The sequence below is a fragment of the Acidimicrobiia bacterium genome (genome assembly GCA_035471805.1).
GTDB lineage: Bacteria > Actinomycetota > Acidimicrobiia > Spongiisociales > JAHEDJ01 > JAHEDJ01.
In genome coordinates, this window is sequence record DATIPS010000054.1 from 34,064 (window position 1) to 54,356 (window position 20,293).

Below are 20,293 nucleotides of genomic sequence, written 5' to 3' on the forward strand. Positions count from 1 at the left end.
CCATGCCGGATGCTGCAAGGCTCGACCAACGGTGTCGATCAAACCATTCCCGGAGCATTAGCCTGCAATCCAGCCCGGGTGGCGTAACAGGCAGCCGCGGGGGACTTAAAATCCCCTGCCCGGAAGGGCGTGTGGGTTCGAGTCCCACCCCGGGCACACGCCGTCCTCGAGAGGGGTCGGCCGGATTACCACGGCTTGTCCCGACCGACCCGGTGGAGACGCCGGAACCCCCTCGTTGCCGGATCGGGAGCGCCGCGAATGGTCCGAGCGATGTGAGGGGGAGGTCGAACGGCAGGTCGATGGGGCACGGCGATGCCTCCACTATCAGCGAGAATGGCATCGATGACCAACGACATCGCATATCAGGCCGCCCGTTCGGTGCACGCCGCGTTCACATCGTATGCGGACCAGTTTCGAGCGATCACACGCCGGGCCCGGACACGATTCGAACGTTGTGACTGGCCGGGGGCCCAGCAGGACGCCCTCGAACGGCTTTCGCTGTATCGGGCGGTCCTCAATCCGTTGATCGAAGATGTCCGGGGGATCCTCGGCGACTGCCTCGAAAACAAAGAGATGTGGGCGGAGATGCGCTCCCGGTACTCGGCCCTGATTTCAGATCGGGACGACTTCGACATCGCGGAGACGTTCTTCAACTCGGTCACCCGTCGAATCTTCGACACGGTCGGCGTTGACCCTGCGATCGAGTTCGTCGATACCGACTTCGTAACCCCGCCGACCCGGACGCGTCGTCCCGTCTACCGTACCTACCAGCGTTCGGACCGCACTTCGGTGCTGATCGCAGAAATCCTCTCGGACTTCGCCCTGACCGTCGGCTACGAGGATCTGGCCAGAGACGCGAAGCTCGTCGCCGAACGGGTCGAGCAACGACTGCTGGAGCTGGGGGCGCTGTCAATCGTCGAGTTGGCAGAGATCGTCGAGTCTCTCTTCTTCCGGGGGCAAGGCGCCTACATCGTCGGGCGCCTCTTCAGCGGATCACATGATGTTCCCCTGGTGATAGCGCTGCACAACAGGGGGGACCGGGTATTCGTCGACGCCGTGCTGACCAGGCCCGAGGATCTCCGCGTTCTGTTCAGCTTCACCCGCTCCTACTTCCACGTCGATACCGATCGTCCCTACGACCTGGTCCGGTTCCTCGGCACGCTGATGCCAGGCAAGCGCCCGGCCGAGCTGTATATAACGACCGGATACAACAAGCACGGCAAGACCGAGATGTATCGGGATCTGCTGCATCATCTCGATCGATCCGCCGGCAAGTTCGTTGTTGCCAGGGGCAAGAAGGGTCTCGTGATGATCGTTTTCACAATGCCCGGCCATGACCTCGTGTTCAAGGTCATCAGGGATCGATTCCCTCCTCAGAAGCGGACCACACGCAAGCAGATAATGGACAGATACAGGCTCGTGTTCAACCACGACCGGGCCGGCCGGCTCATCGATGCGCAGGAGTTCGAGCACCTTGCTTTCGCTCGCGATCGGTTTTCGGAGGAGCTCCTCCACGAACTGACGACTGAGGCGTCCGAGACGGTTCGCATAGAGGGCGGCAGTGTCGTCGTTGCCCACGTGTACGTCGAGCGCCGGGTGATCCCTCTCGACATCTACCTGCGCGAAGCCGACGAAGCCGCCGCGCACGGGGCGGTGGTCGACTACGGACGGTGCATCAAGGACCTGGCGGCCGCCAATATCTTTGCCGGCGATCTGCTGCTGAAGAATTTCGGTGTGACGCGGCACGGCCGGGTGGTCTTCTACGACTACGACGAGTTGACCGAGCTGATCGAGTGCAACTTCCGACGCATCCCTCCGCCTGTCCACCCCGAAGACGAGTTGTCGGATCAGCCGTGGTATTCGGTCGGGCCCTATGACGTGTTTCCGGAGGAGTTCCGGCATTTCCTCGGCCTGCGGTCCCCGCTGAAGGAGACGTTTGAACAGCGACATTCCGACCTCTTCGACACCCCGCTCTGGCACGGCCTCCAGGACACTATTCGCGCCGGAGAGGTCGTCGAGGTGGTCCCGTACGGCGAGTCCGATCGACTCGACCGGTAGTCATGCCGCTCCCGTCATCTTGGAAAAGGGTACGGTGTCAGCACCGGAGGGGACCGAGGTCGGCATCTCGATCGATTCTCCTCATGAGAAGATGTACCTAGAACGTCAGAAGGATCTCTGTTGTCTGAATATCCATCCGAGTACGAGTTCGACGTCGTCCTGCGGGACGGCGAGGTTGCGCAGTTCCGACCCATCAGGCCGGACGACGGCGAGCGGATGCTGGGAATGTTCGAGAACATGGGGCCCGAGTCCCGCTACTTCAGGTTCTTTCGCGTCAAGCGTGAGCTGACACCTGAGGAGCTCGAGTACTTCACCAACGTTGACTACGACGACCGCATGGCTCTCATCGTCAGCCAGGACGGGGTCATGGTCGGCGTCGGGCGCTACGACCGCGCCGGAGACGATCCGAGATTGGCCGAGGTCGCCTTCGCGGTCGCCGACGGGCACCAGGGCCGCGGTATCGGAACGCAGCTCCTCCAGCTGCTCACGGTATATGCCCGTTCCCGGGGCATCACCGGGTTCCGTGCTTTTGTGTTGCCCGAGAACGTCGGCATGATGCGCGTTTTTCGTAACAGTGGATACGCTCTCGGTCGTACCCTCGAAGAGGGTGTCTACACGGTCGACTTCCCGGTCGAACACAGCGAGGATGCCATCGCCCGTGAACAGGTACGCGAACGCAGAGCGGTATCGGCCTCCATTCTCCCCATCCTCTATCCGCGCTCGGTGGCTGTTGTCGGAGCGAGCAGGACCCCGGGCAGCATCGGCAGCCGGCTTCTGCGCAACCTCGTAAACAACGGATTCACCGGACCGGTCTATCCGGTCAATCCGTCCGCCGACGTCGTCAACTCGATAAAGGCGTACCCGTCGGTGACGGACATTCCCGGCGATGTCGACCTCGCCATCATCGTTGTCCCGTCCCCGTACGTATTGTCGGTGGTCGAAGACTGCGCCGAGAAAGGCGTGCGAGGACTGGTCGTGATCTCGGCCGGGTTCTCGGAAGTCGGCGAAAGCGGAATCGAGCTGGAACGCACATTGCTCGAGAAGGTGCGGTCGGCCGGGATGCGAATGGTCGGACCCAACTGCATGGGTGTTCTCAATACGAGCCGAACCGTGTCGATGAACGGAACGTTCGCCCCCGTCTACCCGCCCCGTGGCAATGTCGCCATGTCGAGCCAGTCGGGGGCGCTCGGCATCGCGATTCTCGACTACGCACACAGTGCCAACATCGGAATCTCTTCGTTCGTCTCGGTCGGCAACAAGGCGGATATCTCAGGCAACGATCTGCTTCTGGCATGGGAGGAAGATCCGGCCACCGACGTCATCGTGCTCTACCTGGAATCGTTCGGCAATCCTCGCAAGTTCGCCCGTGTGGCCAGAAGAGTTGCCAGGACTAAGCCGATCGTGGCGGTGAAGTCCGGTCGCACCGTTGCCGGCTCGCGAGCGGCCAGCAGTCACACGGGGGCCCTGGCGTCGGCGGACATCGCGGTGGATGCTCTGTTCCACCAGACCGGCGTAATCCGCACAAACACCCTCGAGGAACTGTTCGACGTCGCGCAGCTTCTCGCCAACCAGCCCGTGCCGCGCGGCAGGCGAGTGGGGGTCATCACCAACGCCGGCGGACCGGGCATCCTGGCCGCGGACGCGCTCGAGTCGAACGGGTTGATCATGGGGGAGTTCTCACCGGAGCTGCAGGGCAAGTTGCGGGCCGTTCTGTCGCCGGAAGCCTCGGTTCGCAATCCGGTGGACATGATCGCATCTGCCGGACCGGAGCAGTATCTGCACATGCTGAGAACGCTGCTCGAGAGCGACGAAATCGATGCCCTGATGGCCATTTACATCCCGACGACTCCCGAGGGCGTTCCCGAGATCACCGCGGCCGTTCGCCAGGCGCTGGGCGACTACGACGGCGACAAGACCTTCCTCTCGGTGTTCATGCAGTCAGATGACGCCGTCCAGATGCTGACCACCGACGGGACCAGGATTCCGACCTACCTGTTCCCGGAATCAGCGGCGCAAGCCCTCTCGAGGGCGGTCAGATATGGCGAGTGGCTCCAGATTCCGGAGGGTTCGGTCCCCGAACTCACGGGCATCGATGCTCCAACCGCCCGCTATATAGTCGACAAGGCATTGCAGCGACTGGGGTCGGAGGGCGGTTGGCTGGAGCCGCATGAGGTCAGGGACATGCTGGCCGCCTTCGGGATCGGCCTTCCCGTCGAGGAAACGGCCCACAGTGCCGACGAAGCCGCCGAGATTGCAGACACGATCGGAGGGCCCGTCGCCGTCAAAGTGCTGTCGCCTTCGGCGCTGCACAAGTCCGACGTCGGCGGAGTACTTCTCAACATCGAAGGTGAAGCCGAGGTCCGGGAAGCCTACGAGAAGGTCCGGTCGGCGGTCGCCGACCCGGAAGGCGTTCTGATCCAGCAGATGGTCCCGGGAGGACACGAAGTCCTGATCGGGATGACGGAGGATCCATCGTTCGGGCCGTTGCTGGCGTTCGGTCTGGGCGGGGTCTACGTCGAGCTGCTCGAGGACGTCGCCTTCCGTACGCTTCCTCTGACCGACCTCGAGGCGTCGACGATGGTCAAGGAGGTCAAGGGTTATCGACTGCTCGAGGGATACCGCGGACTGCCTGCGGGTGACGTGCACGCCGTCGAAGAGGCGTTGCTCAGGATCTCGGCCCTGATCGAGGCTGTGCCCGAGCTGATCGAGATGGATCTCAACCCGGTCAAGGTTCTCAGACCGGGCGAGGGTGTGCAGGTGGTCGACGCGCGTGTCAGGGTGCGGCCGATCCAGACCGGATGGGGTCCGGAGCTCGTCGACATCCCGTCGGTTGCGAGCCGGGCTCGAAGACGACGCGAGGCGGGTTAGGCGGCTCCCTCTCATCCGCGTCGGGAGTATCACTCCCGGCAAAGGCGCCGAGCTTCCGGGCAGAGTCGGTCAATCCTTCTCGGCGAGCTCCCGGAATGCGTCGGGGACCGAGCGATTCCCGGTCAGTGCCACCGAGGCGTAGTCGACTGCCCGGCGTCCGAATCTCCTGCGCACTTCATCGATTGACCGATCCAGGACCCAGCGGGCCGCGCCGGATTCGGTTCCCGGCCTGTGCTCGTCGTCGTCCAGTTCGATCGGCAACTCGAGCTGAAGGGCAGGTTCTTCCGCCAACTGCGAAACGGAGATTGCGAGAAGGGAGATGATGGTCTCATCAGGATGATCGGCCAGGGCTGTTCGAACCAGGTCGCCGGCGATCCCGGCGAGAGTCGACGTCGAAGACACCGCGGCCGAAAGGGTGATCGACCGGGTTACCGTCCGGAGATCCGCGAAGCGAATGCGGGCGGTTATCGTCCGGCCCGCTTTGCTCCCGGCACGCAGACGACCGGCTACGCGATCGGCGAGATGTCGCAGAGTCGAGTCGATTACCTCATCCGTTGCCTCCATGCGGCCCAGGGCCGATTGAGCACCGACCGAGCCCGCCCGGCGGCCGGTTTCGACGGTGCGATGATCCCGGTTCCGGGCAAGCTCCCCGAGTTTTGTGCCGACGGCCCGACCCAGCAGCTGCTCGAGTGATTGGCCCGGCATGGCGGCGAGCTGGCCGATCGTGGCGATTCCCTTCTCAGCGAGCCGCCGGCGTGTCACGGGGCCGATTCCCCAGACGAGGCCGACCGGCAGGGGGTGGAGGAAATCCAGTTCCGAGCCCGGGTCTATCACAATCATGCCGTCCGGTTTCGCAACCTGAGAAGCGATCTTGGCGAGGTGCTTGGTCCGGGCCACGCCGACTGAGACCGCCAGACCTGCCTCATCACGAGACCGCTGCCTGATCCTGGCGGCGATTTCGGCCGGGGGTCCAAACAGGTGGACCGAGCCCGACACGTCCGCGAATGCTTCATCGATCGAAATCCGCTCGATCAGTGGAGTGAAGTCACGAATGATTTCGATCACCTGATCGCCGAGTCTCTGGTATTCCGAGAAGTGACCGCCGACGAACTGGAGATTGGGACAGAGCCGGCGTGCCTGCCGGCCCGGCATCCCGCCGCGCACCCCGAACGCTTTTGCTTCATACGAGGCGGCGAGCACGACACCGCCGCCCACGGCTACAGGCTTGCCCCGCAGGCGGGGGTTCAACAACTGCTCGACCGAAGCGTAGAAGGCGTCGAGGTCGGCATGGAGAATCGCCGGCGTGTCCGACATGGACCCATTATAGCGAACGTATGTTCGATGGAGGTGGCGGCTGAAAAGCGGAGGGTCGCGCCCCTCAGGAGATGCTGTTGCAGGCGAAGGTCGCGGATGCCGCTCCCTCAGGCAGGCGAGGAGGCTGAGAGCCGTACCCTCGTGAATCGCCCGGATGACGGACCGGGCCTCCAACAGAATCCGGCGAGTAGTTCTCAGTCGTCTATGCCTGCCAGGCTCTTCGCCAGCGCCTTCTTGCCGTCCAGGTCTGATTGTCTTCCGATCAGGATTCTCTGGGCCTGCGGCGACCCGGCACCGTGCATCGACTCGGTCAGATAGCCCACAGCATTCCGGCCCAGAGTCATGTTCTCGACCAGGCGAAGGATTCGCATGCGGTTCTCGGTAGAGACATCCTCCCGGCCTTTGAGGTACTTGTCGAGCAACGGGCCGGCTTCGGGATCCGCGAAGTCGAGTTGGGACGGCATGGTGACCATCAGCCCGCCGGCGAGGTCCTGGGCGAGACGCCCTATCTCGTAGGGGAAGCGCGTGACGTTGTGTTTGCAGACGTTGGCCAGCAGCCCGTCGTTCTCCCAGTTGCCGGCCTCGGTCTGGAACGACTCGTGCGAGGCGGCGATCCCGCCGCCGTAGATGGTCTCGTTCAGGTGGTTCATCTCGACGAGTTTGTCCTTGATGTGCGAGGCCTCTCCCACACCGTTGTATTCGGCGGCGAGCGCCGCGGCGCCGATCAGGACGTCACCAACGCCGCTCTTGCATACGTAGCTCCGCCGGTGGTAGCTGGTGAAGCGTTCGACGAGGGTGGCCGCGAACTCATACTCGCCGTCCATGAAGACGTGCTCCCAGGGAACGAAAACGTCCTCGAGGATGATCATCGCTTCCTGTCCGGAGAACCGGGCGTTGCCTGAATCGATCTCTCCTCCGTCGAGAATGCGCGTGTCGCATGATTGCCGCCCGTAGATGTAGGTGAGTCCGTTCGCTTCGGCCGGCACCGCGCAGGTGATCGCGTAGTCCCGGTCGGCTTGGCGGAGGCGGATCGTCGGCATCACGATGAACCAGTGTGAGTTGATTGCTCCCGTCTGATGGGCTTTGGCGCCCCGGATCACGATCCCGTCGTCGCGGCGCTCGGTCACATGAACGTAGAGATCGGGGTCGGTTTGCTCGGATGGCGCCTTCGACCTGTCGCCCTTCGGATCGGTCATTGCGCCGCCGATAACGAAGTTCATCCGTTGCATCTCGGCGAGCCAAGTCGTGAACCGCTTGTGGTAGTCGGTGCCGTTGGCGGCGTCGATGTCGTAGGTGACCGAGAAGGTGGAGTTGATGGCGTCCATACCAACGCAGCGTTGAAAGCAGGTGCCGGTCAGTTGGCCGAGCCTTCGCTGCATCTTGTTCTGAGCAACCACATCGTCGGCGCTCTCGGTGACGTGCAGGAAGCGGTTGACCGGGGCGTCGATTATCGAAGAGCCGGCGGCGGCCAGATCGGGTTGGTCGACTGCCAGGTCGTAGGTGGCAGCCAGCGCGTTGATGGACGGTCGGATCACCGGATGGTCGACGGGTTCGGGCACTCTCTCGCCCATCAGGAAGACCTTGAGATTACGGTCGCGGAGACTCTCGATGTAGTCGTCCCCGGTGCGGATCGGTTCACCTTTGGTCCAGCCGGCCATTGCTCCTCCAATCGATGAACTCACGCTACTACCCGCCGTTCCGGCCTCCCTCGAAAAGGGACGGTCACAGGGGTTGCGGGCAGGAACGGGACGGATTGAGGTCGCTAAGCTCAGGTTGTCCGGCACAAGAATCCGGATGCCGTCGAGTGCAGCGAAGTGCGGTGAGATTCCGCTGCTGTCCCGCAACTGTGATGCCCCTTCCGGGGACGAGCCAGGACGCCTGACTCGATGGCCACGAACAAGTCTCGGGTGAAGGCAGCGTTCGTGACCTGGTCCCCAGGTCACCTAGGCACCCTTCATCCTCCCGAGTGGAGGATGTTTTGGATTTCAGGAAGATTGCCGCTCTCGTCGTGCTGGTGTTGCTCGTCGCAGCTTGCGGTGTGACCGCCACCGATGGGAACGGGGACGCAACCCCCGAAGTAGTACTCGAACCCGTTGAGTCGACTACCACTTCACAACCCACAACGACTCAGACCACCGTGCCGCAAGTTGACGGAGCTTTTCCCGTCACCGTTGCGGCCGGCAACGGTGCGGTGACCATCGAGTCACGTCCGCAAGCGATCATCTCGCTCTCGCCTACGGCCACGGAGATGCTCTTCGCAATCGGGGCCGGCAGTCAGGTGATTGCCGTCGATGAGTATTCGACGTATCCGGCAGATGCTCCGGTCACAGACCTCTCCGGCTGGATTCCCAACATCGAGGCAATCGTCTCTTACGGGCCCGATCTAGTGGTCGTCTCCAACGACATAGACGACATCGTCGCCAATCTCGAGACCCTCGGCGTACAGGTGCTGGTCATGCCGGCAGTGTCCACCATCGAGGGAACGTTCGAGCAGATGGAACAACTCGGTGCTGCCGTCGGCCGCCCGGCCGAGGCCACCCGGGCAACCGCAGAGCTGCGCGACGAGTTGGATTCCCTCCTCTCGTCACTCGAGGGTGTCGACCCGCCCCTCACCTACTACCACGAACTGGACCCGAACTTCTTCTCCGTGACCTCGTCGACATTCATAGGCGGCGTCTACCGGGAACTCGGGCTGGTGAACATCGCCGATCCGGCGGATGTGGATGGATTCGGCTACCCGCAGCTTTCCGTCGAGTTCATCGTCGACGCAGACCCGGATCTCATCTTCGTCACGGACTGCTGCGGCGAGTCGATCGAAACGATCTCGGCCCGGCCCGGGTGGGGGAGTATCTCGGCGGTCCAGACCGGATCGATAGTCGTGGTCGATGATGACATCGCCTCGCGCTGGGGCCCGCGTACCGTCGAGTACTTGCAGGCCGTCGCCGCTGCGATCGCCACCCTGGCTGTGGCAGGCGGATGAGCTCGACACTCGTCGTAGGCCCGGACCTCCCGAGGGCTACCCGGCCGACTTGGGGCCAGGTCACCGCGGGCGTCGCGGCGCTCCTGGCGGCCGGCATCGCCGGTCTGGTCATCGGCCCGGCAGACCTCCCGGTTGGCGAACTGCTGCGCGCTCTGGCCGATTCGCTGCCTTTCGTGGATGTCTCCCAGGGTTTGACCGAGACCCAGCTCGACATACTCTGGGAACTGAGACTCCCGCGGGTTGCCCTGGGGGCGATCGTCGGGGCGACGCTGGCCATCTCCGGAGCTGCCTATCAGGGTGTGTTCCGTAATCCGCTGGCGGACCCGTATCTCCTCGGTGTTGCAGCTGGGGCCGGATTCGGAGCCACGCTGGCCTTCGTGTTCGCTCCCGGCGCGGCGGTCGGGCCGATTGAGTTACTCCCACTCGCAGCATTCGGCGGGGCACTGGTCGGAGTCGGCCTCACCTACGGTGTAGGTCGAACGCTGGGTGACCGGAGCAATGCCGCCCTCATCCTGGCCGGTGTGGCCGTTGCATCTTTCCTGACCGCAGTGCAGACATTCATCCAGCAACGAAACACCGACACCTTGCGCGAGGTGTATTCGTGGATCCTCGGATCCATCGGCACGCTGGGTTGGCATGAGGTCTTGTTGTCTTTGCCCTACGCCGGCATCGCCACGATCGTCATCTTCCTTCACAGGCGTCTACTCGATGTGCTGGCAGTCGGGGAAGAGGAGTCGAGAGCCCTGGGGGTATCGACGGGTCGTGTTCGTGCCGCGGTCGTGATCGCCGCCAGCCTCGGAACGGCAGCCGCAGTAGCGGTGTCGGGCTTGATCGGCTTCGTGGGGATCATCGTCCCCCACACGGTGCGCTTGCTGACGGGTTGGAGTTACCGGGTGATCATCCCGCTGTCGGCGTTGTTCGGCGGAGCATTCCTGGTAGCGGCCGACCTGGCGGCTCGCACGGTGATGTCCCCGGCCGAACTTCCGATAGGTGTGGTTACCGCATTCCTGGGTGCACCATTCTTCGCCGTTGTGATGCGCTCGGCGCGGAGGATGCGATGAACACCCTGTCGATCAGCGGCTTGCGGGTCTCCTACAACGGCACCGAGGTGCTGAAGGGCGTCGATATCGAGGTCGAGCGTGGCGGCTGGCTGGGTCTGGTCGGGCCCAACGGATCCGGCAAGACGACGCTGCTGCGCGCCGTGGTCGGAACGGTGGAAGCAGGGGGCAGGGTCTCACTCGACGGTCGGGATGTTCGACAGATGAGCTCCGCCGAACGGTCCCGTTCGATCGCAGTGGTTGCGCAGCGTCCCAATCTTCCGTCGGACATGACGGTCTTCGATTACGTGCTGCTCGGGCGCACACCGCACATCTCGTACTTCGGAGTCGAAGGCAGGGCGGATCTGCAGGTGGTGGTGGACGTGTTGGAACGGTTGCAGCTGGGTGCCCTTTCGTTCCGGACGCTCGGATCTCTGTCGGGCGGGGAGGCTCAGCAGTCGGCCCTCGCCAGGGCGCTGGCCCAGCGCGCACCGATTCTCTTGCTCGACGAGCCGACGAGCGCACTCGATGTGGGGCATCAGCAACAGGTTCTGGAGCTGGTTGACGAGTTGCGCAGGGAGCAGTCGCTCACCGTAGTGAGCGCGCTGCACGATCTCACCCTGGCTGCGCAGTTCTGTGATGGGCTGGTCATGCTGGGCGGCGGGATTGTGCACGGGGCAGGAGCCCCCGGTGACGTTTTGACCGCGGACAACATCCGCAACCTCTACGGTGCCTCGGTTCGAATCATCGAAATGGGCGAGGGGGGAGTGGCCGTGGTTCCCTACCGCGCCGGCCGCTAGAACGGCCCAAGGGCAGCGATCGGGCGGAGGCTCAGGAAGGGATCGCCGTCTCGATGGCCTCGACGATCTTCTTGACCGACAACATGCCGTAGTCGAAGACGAACTCCTCGCCTCCCTGCATGGTCACTACCGCTTGCTTGAGCAACCCCCGCTTGGTTGCCTTGACGCCTGTGATCTCGTTCACGGGCAGCTCGACGCGGGCCTCGTCGTCGTTGGAGTAGCGGTAAACGGTATGTCCGCCGGCTGCTGCAAAAGAACCAACATCGAGAAAGATCGCCTTGACGATCGTCTTGTTGCCGGACTCGTACAGGGAGACGAAAGTGAGCTTCTCGTCCGTGAGGTTGAGTTTGCCCGTGTACCGACCGCCTTCGTCCGGAAGGTAGTTGACTGCCCAGTTACCGAGTTCCTGTGCCATTCCGGTGCCCTTCGTTCGACGTCGGACTAACCCTAGGCGCGCAGTCTGAACCGCGTCATGCCTGATCTGTTGCGCAGGCTTAGGGGTCATTCACGGAGGCGAGACTACCCGGCCCCACGCACCTGCCTCGATCGGTATCCTGATGCTCATGAGACAGGTAGCAACCAACACATTCGCACTCGGGACCGGAGGCCACAACTTCTACGTTCTCCGTGACGGTGATCAGGTGACCGTCATCGACGCGGGATGCTCGAGAGAATGGCGGAAGCTCGTCAACGGCCTCGAGTCGATTGGTCTGTCCCTCGAGTCGGTGGCGGGCATCGTGGCCACCCACTCCCATGCCGACCACCTCGGGTTCGGCAAGGAGGCGATGAGAAACGGAGTGGCGGTGTCGGTGCACTCGGCGGAGGAAACCCGTGCCCTCGGGACCTACACCGGCCGTGCTGCGGTATCCATCTCCGAGATCCCCCTCTTCAACCGGTATTCCCTGAGGACCTTCCTTCCGATGATCGTCGCGGGCGTGATGAAGCTGGAGCATCTCGACGAGGTGGACACTTTCCAGGATGGCGAACGGCTCGACCTGCCCGGCCACCCCGTAGTTGTCCATACGCCGGGCCATACCGAAGGTCACGCGATGTTCCATTGCCCCGAGTTGGGCCTGCTGTTCACCGGGGATGGTTTGATCACGATGGATCTCGTCGGTCCGGGCCGGGGGCCGCAGCTGATCGACGAGCGCTTCAACCTGGATCATGAGCTGGCCGACTCGTCACTCGAGCGCCTCGTTGGCCTGGAGGCCGAGATGTTGCTGCCGGGACACGGGGATCCGTGGATGGGAAGCCCGGCCGAGGCCGTGGCGCTGGCCCGCGCCTAGCCGCCGTTTCGGATCGCCGTTCTCGGTTTGTGGGCCACCAGGTTGTCAGCGGATCTTCGCCCTTCGGGCCGGACCGAGATGGGTTCGCAGTCGAAGCACCGCCGGGAAACCGGCGGCAACGACACAAGCTCCCACGAGTGCAGTCAGGCCGAAACCGTCGGCGATTCCCTGGGCGGCGACACCGGTCATGTCGACCGACTCACCCGCAAGGAGTTGCCTCACCATCTCCAGGTCGGGAACGACCCTGGAGACCGCCAGCAGGATCACCGAACCGCCGAGCGCGGCTCCGATCGTGAAGCCCTGTGCCCTGGCCACCTGGTGGGCCGCGGAGGCCCTTCCGAGCTGATCGTCCGGCGTGGCCGTCCGCAGCAGAGTGAGTCCCGAGTTGGTCGATATCCCGACCCCCGTCCCGGCGACATACAGGCAGCCGAATACGACGGCGGACGGCAAGCCGAATGTCACGGCCGCCCACATGAGAATGAGCGCCGGCACGGTCAGACCGAAGCCGCCCACGGTCAGAGTCGACTCGGGCATCCGCCGAGTGAGTCTGCCGGAGATGTTGGCTCCGGTCGTCCACCCGAGCGTGAAGAAGATGACGGACCAGGCAGTCGACGCTGAGCCTGCTCCCAGAGCACCCCTGACGTACAGCGGCACGTAGGTCTCGGCAGCGATCGCACCCGCCACCATGAGGCCCAGGCCGACGGCCAGCCCGGCGTACGGTTGCCGGATCAGATGCTCCAGCCGGACGATCGGAGCTTCACGGCTGCGGGCGTGCAGGACGTAGAGCCAGGCTCCGATCACCATGAGGGCAATCCAGGGCAGCGACGTCATGTCGAGTTGATCGACCGCCATCGCCAGGCTGATCGTCACCGTTCCGACGAGGGCTGCGCCTCTCCAGTCCACTCGTCTGTCGCGTCGACCGGCCGGGCCGGGCAGAACTCGCCAACCGGCGATCAATGCGGCCAGCCCGAGCGGCAGGTTGACGAGGAATATCCAGCGCCAGTCCAGCACAGTCAGCATCAGAGCCGCGATAGCCGGGGCGGCAACACCCATCACCCCCCAGACGGTGGCGTTGGCCGCGAATGCTCTCCCGACGAGGTGATGCGGATAGACGAGCCCGACGGCTGCGATACCCACCGCGGAGATCATCCCCCCTCCGGCGCCCTGGACTATCCGGGAGACGATCATTACGGCCATCGAGGGAGCCAAGGCTGCCGCCACACTGGCTCCCACGAAGATGGCGACGGCCCACCGGAACATCGTTCGGGTTCCGACACCGTCGACCAGCGGTCCGGAAATAGCGGTGGCGATTCCTGAAGTCAGAAGGAACCCGGTGATCGTCCAGGGAAGGAGCGAGACCCCGCCGAGGTCGGCGGCCAGTTCTGGCAGAGCGGCTGTGACCGCCAGGCCCTCGAACGCCACCAGCGCCACCGTTGTGAAGATGGCAATCGAGGCAGGCAGGAGCTGTTTGGAGAGGACACCTGAGGGTTCGGGCACCACCAGAGGATAGGGTCACGGTGTGGGGGGCATGTCCACAGCCTCTCGATTGGAGAGCCGGCCGTCCCACCAACGACTCGGCGGATGACCATGACCCTCGTCTCACATGCGTCTCCCTGGCCACACCGACGCCAGTGGGCCCTTTGCACCGTCGCAGAGTGCCCGGGCGCTCAATCCTGAAACTGCACCGACCTGCGACTGATGGTTCCGTGCTCGAAGCCCTCGACGCTGAACCGAGCGCTCTCGCCTCGGGCAGCGCCTGCAGCCACCAGGATCGGCCGGTAGTGCTCGGCAGTCGGGTGGGATCGCAGCGGCTCCGGTGCCTGCTCCCGCCAGCGCAGCAGAGCGCGGTCGTCGCGTCCCGTCAAGGCTCTGGCAACCCATGTATCGAACGCTTCCACGTATTCGGGAGGAGGAGGGTCGGACCACAGGTCCGCTCCACGCAGATCGTGTACGAGGTTGCCGGTCCCGAGAATGAATACGCCGTCATCGCGAAGTGGTGCGAGATCACGGCCCAGGGTGTACAGATGTTCTTCATGCAGATCGATCGGCATCGAGATCTGGAGTACCGGAATGTCCGCGGCCGGCCACATCCTCATGAGAGGGATCCAAGCCCCGTGGTCCAGGGGCCGCTCGGATCGCCGGACCGTCACGCTGGGATCCAGCAGTGCTTCGACGCGGTCGGCGAGACCGGGTGCGCCGGGAGCCCGGTATTGAAGGTTGTACATGAAGTCCGGGAATCCCCAGAAGTCGTACAACAAGGCGTCGTGAGTTGACGTGGAACCCATTGTCACGGGCGCGTCTTCCCAATGTGCAGAGACGACCAGGATCGATTTGGGCCGGGGGAGTCGTTGGGCCCAGGCGGTCCATGGGGCCGTACGGGCCGGCTCGGCGACCGACAACGGATTCCCGTGTCCGATGAAGCCGACGGGCATTCGGTGGGTGGTCACGGCACCTCGTTGCTAGACGTTCGAGGACCATCTAAGCCGGAGGGTATTCCTATGGGCAGGAATTCTGCTCACCGTCCCGGCATCTACCGGAGGCGACCCGCCGTTTGCCTTCAGGTCTGCGAGGCCGCCAGAACACGCCCGACTTCTTTCGCCCACACCCCGACCTGGTCCAAGTCCCGCCAGTCGCCGGACCTGCCCTGCTTCACCATGCTCCGGGCTATCGCACCCTTTGCATCATCCGGCAGACGCCCGCCGAACGTCTTGCGGTCCTTCACGCTGAGGTCGACCGCCAGTTTCTCCACCTTGGCGGGGAATGGCTGAGGATCCTGGGCTATGTCGTCGGCGATCGGGCCGCTGTGGAACAACCAGACCGGCCGGTCGAAGCCCGCCCGCCTGAGGCGCCTCAGCAATCGAACCGATTCACGCCGCCAGCGCGCCCCGTAGATCGCGCTGCCGAGTATCACAGCGTCGAACTCCTCGGGGTTGGGCACTTCTCCGGCCGAGCGGAGGGTCACGGTGAAATGCTCGCCGGTCAGCGTGTCGGCGACCTTCTTGGCGATGCCCTCTGTTCCACCCATCTTGCTGCTGTATGCGACCAGCACGTGCACGGTTCCGCCTCCTTTCGAATCTGGTTCTCAAGATCGCGCGTTTCGGGCGTCTTGTACAGGGCCAATAGGATCTCTCAGGTTCCGGGTCTCGAGTTCCACGTTCCGGGCGGTGCAGGGGTGAACGGGATGAAACCATGATTCAGGACGTGGAACCTTCTGCTGGATACTCGCTACTCGCGACCAGCGGATCGCGCCTTGTTATGGCCCATTACTCCCTGGTAACTGCCGACGTCCCCTGCTCAGATCTCTAGGTTGGGTACCAACATTCGAGTTGATCACGACAGGAAGGACCCGGAGTGGGACGCGTCGTCACCGTTGATGGCAATGAAGCGGCCGCTTCCGTTGCGTTTAGAACCAACGAAGTCATTGCCATCTACCCCATCACACCTTCATCTCCGATGGGTGAGCTGTCCGATGAATGGTCGGCCAAGGGCCGCACGAACATCTTCGGAACGATCCCCGAGGTTGTCGAAATGCAGAGCGAGGCGGGTGCTGCCGGTGCTCTCCACGGCGCTCTCCAGGGCGGCGCGATGGCGACGAGTTTCACGGCGTCACAGGGACTGCTGCTGAAGATTCCCAATATGTACAAGATCGCAGGCGAGCTGCTGCCGTCGGTCATTCACGTGGCCGCTCGCACCCTGGCGACTCATGCACTCTCCATCTTTGGTGATCACAGCGACGTTATGGCGACTCGCGGGACCGGTTGGGCGCTGTTGGCGTCGGCATCGGTACAAGAAGCGCACGACCTGGCTCTCGTCGCTCAAGCCGCGACGCTCGAAAGTCGCGTTCCGTTTCTGCACTTCTTCGACGGATTCCGAACATCGCACGAAGTCGGGAAGATCAATGAACTGAGCGACGACGACATCCGGGTGATGATCGACGAGGAACTCGTCGCCGCCCACCGTATTCGTCGCCTCAATCCGGATGCCCCGGTAATCCGTGGTACAGCGCAGAACCCGGACGTGTTCTTCCAGGCACGAGAAGCCTGCAACCTCTACTACGACGCGGTCCCCGATCTCGTGCAATCGACCATGGATCGGCTTGCCGAGCTCACGGGACGCAGCTACCGCCTCTTCGACTATGTCGGCGCACCCGACGCCGAGCGAGTGGTGATCATGATGGGCTCGGGAATCGGCGCGACCGAGGAGGCGGTGCAGGCGCTCGTTGATCGCGGTGAGAAGGTCGGTCTGGTCAAGGTCAGGCTGTACAGGCCGTTCTCGGCGGAGGCCCTCATCGCCGCCCTGCCCGGCTCGACCCGCTCGATTGCGGTGCTCGACCGTACCAAAGAACCCGGGGCCCTCGGCGAGCCGCTCTACCAGGACGTGATAACCGCGATATCGGAGCAGACCGCAGCCGGCAACGTCGCCTGGGACGGTTTCCCCCGGATAATCGGTGGCAGGTACGGGCTTTCATCGAAGGAGTTCACGCCGTCGATGGTTGCGGCGATCTTCGCAGAACTCGACAAGGAGTCTCCGAAGGTGCACTTCACGGTTGGGATCGTGGACGATGTGACGCATCTCAGCCTCGATGTGACCGAGGAACTGAACACCGAGCCGGACGACGTCGTCCGCGCGGTGTTCTTCGGACTCGGCGCAGACGGAACCGTCGGGGCCAACAAGAACTCGGTGAAGATCATCGGCGAGAACACCGACCTGTATGCGCAGGGTCATTTCGTCTACGACTCGAAGAAGTCGGGAGCGATCACGGTCTCGCACTTGCGGTTCGGTCCCCGGCCGATCAACTCGACATACGAGATCACCAAGGCGAGCTTCGTCGCTTGCCACCAGTTCAACTTCCTCGAGAAGATGGCCGTTCTCGAGGTTGCCGACCAGGGAGCAACCTTCCTCCTCAACAGCCCCTATTCGGCCGACGAGGTTTGGGACAAGGTACCCCTGGAGACCCAGCAGGCGATCATCGACAAGAACATCACGTTCTACGTCGTGGACGGCGTCAAGGTCGCTCGGGAGGTCGGTCTCGGCGGCCGTATCAACACGGTTCTCCAGACTTGTTTCTTCAATCTGGCTGGGATACTCCCGCCGGACCAGGCGATTGCCGAAATCAAGGAAGCGATCCAGAAGAGCTACGGGAAGTTCGGTCAAACGGTACTTGATCGGAACTTCGCAGCGGTCGACGCCTCAATCGCAGCCCTCGAGAAGGTGGCGGTTCCGGCCCGGGCGAGCTCGGTGTTCGTTCGGCCGCCCTCCGTACCGGAAGCAGCTCCGGATTTCGTGCAGCGCGTGACCGCCATGATGATCGCAGGGAAGGGCAACTTGTTGCCCGTGTCTGCGATGCCGGTCGACGGGACGTTCCCGACCGGAACGACCAAGTTCGAGAAGCGCTCGATCGCCCAGGACATTCCGATCTGGGACCCCGACATCTGCATCGATTGCGCCAAGTGTGCGCTCGTTTGCCCCCACGCCGCCATCCGGATGAAGGTATATGATCCGGCGTTCCTCGATGGAGCGCCGGACACGTTCCTCTCGAAGGAGTTCAGAAGCCGCGAGATGCCCGGCAACGTCCTCACGATTCAAGTCGCACCGGACGACTGCACCGGTTGCGGGGTCTGCGTCGATGTCTGTCCGGCCAAGTCCAAGGAAGAGGTCAAGCACAAGTCGATCAACATGATGCCCAAACTCGACCATCTCGAGGTGGAGCAGGCCAACTTCGACTTCTTCCTGAGTCTCCCCGAGCCGGATCGGACCGAAGTGCGTCTCGACACGGTGAAAGGCAGTCAGATGGCCGAGCCGTTGTTCGAGTTCTCGGGAGCATGTTCCGGCTGCGGAGAAACCCCCTACATCAAGCTTATGACTCAGATGTTCGGAGATCGGGTAACCATCGCCAACGCGACGGGCTGTTCCTCTATCTACGGCGGCAACCTGCCGACGACTCCGTACTCGACGAATGCCGACGGCCGCGGCCCGTCCTGGGCCAACAGCCTGTTCGAAGACAACGCCGAGTTCGGGCTCGGTTTGCGGCTGGCGCAGGACCAGTCGGTCCAGGATGCCAAGGTCCTCGTGAGCCGTTTCGCCTCAGAACTAGGAGATGATCTCGTAACGGGACTCCTGGCCGGCGTCACCGACACCGATGAGGTCGGGTTGGCCGCGCAGCGCCTGCGTATTGCACACGCCAAGAAGATCCTCGGCGACATCGACTCGATCGAAGCTCGTCGCCTCATCGCCGGAATCGACACACTGGCTCACAAGAGCGTCTGGATAGTCGGCGGTGACGGCTGGGCGTACGACATCGGGTTTGGCGGCCTGGACCATGTGTTCGCCTCCGGCCGGAATGTCAACATTCTGGTCCTCGACACCGAGGTGTACTCGAACACCGGCGGGCAGGCTTCGAAAGCCACCCCGCGGGGAGCGGTTGCCAAGTTTGCCGCCGGTGGGAAGCCGACCGGCAAGAAGGATCTGGGAATGATCGCCCAGGCCTACGGCAACGTGTACGTGGCACAGATCGCGGTGGGCGCCAACAACACGCAGACCGTGAAGGCCTTCGCCGAGGCCGAGGCGTATCCGGGGACCTCCCTCATCATCGCCTACAGCCAGTGCATCGCCCACGGCATCGACATGGAGACCGGGATGAGCCACCAGAAGGAAGCCGTTGAGAGCGGCTACTGGCCGCTGTTTCGGTTCGACCCGATGGCAGAGGCCGAAGGCCGGCACTCGTTCCATCTCGACAGCCGGGCACCGAAGCTCACCTTCAAGGACTTCGCGATGCAGGAAGCTCGCTATGCGATGCTGGCCAGAACCAAGCCGGAGCAGGCTGAAGAGCTGTTCGCGAGAGCACAGGACGACATCGACAATCGGTGGCACCTCTACGAGCAACTGGCGGACCTGGACCGGCAGGTCCCTGAGGAGGAGGAGGAGGTCGCGCCATGAGCGTCGATCTGACGACCAAGTATCTCGGGCTCGACCTGGCCCATCCGATCGTTCCCTCCGCTTCGCCGATGACCGGCAACCTCACCTCGCTCCGCCAGCTCGAGGCGGCCGGCGCCTCGGCTGTGGTGCTCTGGTCGCTGTTCGAAGAACAGATCGTCCACGACGAGGAGCAAGCCCTGGCCCTCGCCGAGTTCCACTCGGACAGCTTCGGTGAGGCCGTCGGCGGGTATTTCCCCACCCTGCAGGATTACAACACCGGACCGGGTGAGTATCTGAAGCTCATCCGCGACGCCAAAGAGCACCTGGAGATCCCGGTGATCGCCAGCCTGAACGGCACTTCGATCGGGGGCTGGCTTCGCTACGGGAAGCTGATGGAGGAGGCGGGTGCGGACGCGCTCGAGCTGAATGTCTATCTGATCCCGACCAACCCGGAGACGACCGGAGCTGAGGTTGAGGAACAGTATCTAGATCTGGTGATGGCCCTCAAGAAATCGATAACGATTCCCTTGGCCGTGAAAGTGGGGCCGTTCTTCAGCTCGATCCCCAATATGGCGACCAGGCTGATCGATGCCGGCGCCGACGGTCTGGTGCTGTTCAACCGGTTCTATCAGCCCGACATCGACCTCGATGAACTCGAGGTGAAGCCGAATCTCAGGTTGTCCCACTCGGACGATCTGAGATTGCCGTTGCGCTGGACTGCGATCCTCAAGGGCCGTTTGCTCGGCTCGATGGCCGTGACCAGCGGTGTTCACACGGCGCAGGATGTGATCAAACTCCTCCTGGCCGGGGCCGACGTCACGATGATGGCATCGGCCCTGCTGCGCAACGGTCCGGCCGTGCTCACCGAGGCCCTGGAAGGACTGCGGTCCTGGCTGGAAGAGAACGAGTACGAATCTGTGCGTCAGATGAAGGGCTCGATGAGTCAGTCGGCGTCTCCGGATCCGGCGGCCTTCGAGCGCGGCAACTACATGAAGACGCTGGTCACCTACGCCCGGCCGGGTGTATAGCGGAGGG

The 20,293-nt window shown here is 63.4% G+C and carries 14 protein-coding genes, 1 tRNA gene and 1 riboswitch; of the genes, 9 read left to right on the top strand and 6 right to left on the bottom strand.

Going from position 1 to position 20,293, the window contains the following annotated elements; genetic code table 11:
* Positions 1-72 precede the first annotated feature (72 nt).
* The 3 genes from VLT15_10520 to VLT15_10530 all read left to right on the top strand — a co-directional run bounded on the left by VLT15_10520 (position 73) and on the right by VLT15_10530 (position 4,926).
* Positions 73-156: transfer RNA gene (locus VLT15_10520), tRNA-Leu, on the top strand.
* A gap of 186 nt (positions 157-342) precedes the next feature.
* The gene (aceK, locus tag VLT15_10525) at positions 343-2,058 is read left to right on the top strand and encodes a bifunctional isocitrate dehydrogenase kinase/phosphatase (protein HSR45642.1); all 1,716 of its coding nucleotides are present in this window, start codon (positions 343-345) and stop codon (positions 2,056-2,058) included.
* Between the two features lie 120 nt (positions 2,059-2,178).
* Positions 2,179-4,926: a bifunctional GNAT family N-acetyltransferase/acetate--CoA ligase family protein gene (locus tag VLT15_10530; protein HSR45643.1), complete on the top strand. Its 2,748-nt coding sequence runs from the start codon at positions 2,179-2,181 to the stop codon at positions 4,924-4,926.
* Between the two features lie 69 nt (positions 4,927-4,995).
* Here VLT15_10530 and dinB read toward each other — a convergent pair whose 3' ends face one another.
* Both dinB and VLT15_10540 read right to left on the bottom strand, forming a co-directional pair.
* A complete protein-coding gene (dinB, locus tag VLT15_10535) occupies positions 4,996-6,240 on the bottom strand; it encodes a DNA polymerase IV (protein HSR45644.1) in 1,245 nt (414 codons plus the stop codon).
* A 194-nt stretch (positions 6,241-6,434) separates the two neighbouring features.
* Entirely contained in the window at positions 6,435-7,898 is a 1,464-nt protein-coding gene (locus VLT15_10540) for a 4-hydroxyphenylacetate 3-hydroxylase N-terminal domain-containing protein (GenBank protein HSR45645.1), read from the bottom strand.
* A 95-nt stretch (positions 7,899-7,993) separates the two neighbouring features.
* Positions 7,994-8,137: riboswitch (cobalamin riboswitch) on the top strand.
* A gap of 81 nt (positions 8,138-8,218) precedes the next feature.
* Between VLT15_10540 and VLT15_10545 the strand changes: the two genes are divergently transcribed.
* The 3 genes from VLT15_10545 to VLT15_10555 are packed head-to-tail and all read left to right on the top strand — an operon-like array spanning position 8,219 to position 11,057.
* Positions 8,219-9,220, top strand: a complete 1,002-nt coding sequence (locus VLT15_10545) for an ABC transporter substrate-binding protein (GenBank protein ID HSR45646.1) — start codon at positions 8,219-8,221, stop codon at positions 9,218-9,220.
* Positions 9,217-10,281 (top strand): iron ABC transporter permease, encoded by a 1,065-nt coding sequence (locus tag VLT15_10550; protein HSR45647.1) that lies wholly within the window; start codon positions 9,217-9,219, stop codon positions 10,279-10,281. Before VLT15_10545 ends, VLT15_10550 begins: the two co-directional genes overlap by 4 nt.
* Positions 10,278-11,057, top strand: coding sequence for an ABC transporter ATP-binding protein (locus tag VLT15_10555; GenBank protein ID HSR45648.1), 780 nt, complete (start codon positions 10,278-10,280; stop codon positions 11,055-11,057). The genes VLT15_10550 and VLT15_10555 overlap by 4 nt, the downstream gene beginning before the upstream one ends.
* 31 nt (positions 11,058-11,088) lie before the next feature.
* Here VLT15_10555 and VLT15_10560 read toward each other — a convergent pair whose 3' ends face one another.
* Positions 11,089-11,472, bottom strand: a complete 384-nt coding sequence (locus VLT15_10560) for a hypothetical protein (GenBank protein ID HSR45649.1) — start codon at positions 11,470-11,472, stop codon at positions 11,089-11,091.
* Positions 11,473-11,620: 148 nt separating this feature from the next.
* On the opposite strand from VLT15_10560, the gene VLT15_10565 reads away from it, so the two are divergent.
* The gene (locus VLT15_10565) at positions 11,621-12,343 is read left to right on the top strand and encodes an MBL fold metallo-hydrolase (protein HSR45650.1); all 723 of its coding nucleotides are present in this window, start codon (positions 11,621-11,623) and stop codon (positions 12,341-12,343) included.
* Between the two features lie 45 nt (positions 12,344-12,388).
* Here VLT15_10565 and VLT15_10570 read toward each other — a convergent pair whose 3' ends face one another.
* The 3 genes from VLT15_10570 to VLT15_10580 all read right to left on the bottom strand — a co-directional run bounded on the left by VLT15_10570 (position 12,389) and on the right by VLT15_10580 (position 15,398).
* Positions 12,389-13,840: an MFS transporter gene (locus tag VLT15_10570; protein ID HSR45651.1), complete on the bottom strand. Its 1,452-nt coding sequence runs from the start codon at positions 13,838-13,840 to the stop codon at positions 12,389-12,391.
* Between the two features lie 170 nt (positions 13,841-14,010).
* Entirely contained in the window at positions 14,011-14,790 is a 780-nt protein-coding gene (locus VLT15_10575; GenBank protein ID HSR45652.1) for a class III extradiol ring-cleavage dioxygenase, read from the bottom strand.
* Positions 14,791-14,900: 110 nt separating this feature from the next.
* The gene (locus VLT15_10580) at positions 14,901-15,398 is read right to left on the bottom strand and encodes a flavodoxin domain-containing protein (protein ID HSR45653.1); all 498 of its coding nucleotides are present in this window, start codon (positions 15,396-15,398) and stop codon (positions 14,901-14,903) included.
* Between the two features lie 296 nt (positions 15,399-15,694).
* Here VLT15_10580 and nifJ point away from each other — a divergent pair, with 296 nt between their 5' ends.
* Positions 15,695-19,279: a pyruvate:ferredoxin (flavodoxin) oxidoreductase gene (nifJ, locus tag VLT15_10585; protein ID HSR45654.1), complete on the top strand. Its 3,585-nt coding sequence runs from the start codon at positions 15,695-15,697 to the stop codon at positions 19,277-19,279.
* Entirely contained in the window at positions 19,276-20,286 is a 1,011-nt protein-coding gene (locus VLT15_10590; GenBank protein HSR45655.1) for a dihydroorotate dehydrogenase-like protein, read from the top strand. The genes nifJ and VLT15_10590 overlap by 4 nt, the downstream gene beginning before the upstream one ends.
* Positions 20,287-20,293: the final 7 nt, after the last annotated feature.

What these genes read in the sequence shown, in the direction of transcription:
- VLT15_10555 (HSR45648.1), top strand. Translation starts at nt 10,278, where the DNA reads ATGAACACCCTGTCGATCAGCGGCTTGCGGGTCTCCTACAACGGCACC.
- aceK (HSR45642.1), top strand. Translation starts at nt 343, where the DNA reads ATGACCAACGACATCGCATATCAGGCCGCCCGTTCGGTGCACGCCGCG.
- VLT15_10590 (HSR45655.1), top strand. Translation starts at nt 19,276, where the DNA reads ATGAGCGTCGATCTGACGACCAAGTATCTCGGGCTCGACCTGGCCCAT.
- VLT15_10540 (HSR45645.1), bottom strand. Translation starts at nt 7,898, where the DNA reads ATGGCCGGCTGGACCAAAGGTGAACCGATCCGCACCGGGGACGACTAC.
- VLT15_10565 (HSR45650.1), top strand. Translation starts at nt 11,621, where the DNA reads ATGAGACAGGTAGCAACCAACACATTCGCACTCGGGACCGGAGGCCAC.
- VLT15_10550 (HSR45647.1), top strand. Translation starts at nt 9,217, where the DNA reads ATGAGCTCGACACTCGTCGTAGGCCCGGACCTCCCGAGGGCTACCCGG.
- VLT15_10560 (HSR45649.1), bottom strand. Translation starts at nt 11,472, where the DNA reads ATGGCACAGGAACTCGGTAACTGGGCAGTCAACTACCTTCCGGACGAA.
- dinB (HSR45644.1), bottom strand. Translation starts at nt 6,240, where the DNA reads ATGTCGGACACGCCGGCGATTCTCCATGCCGACCTCGACGCCTTCTAC.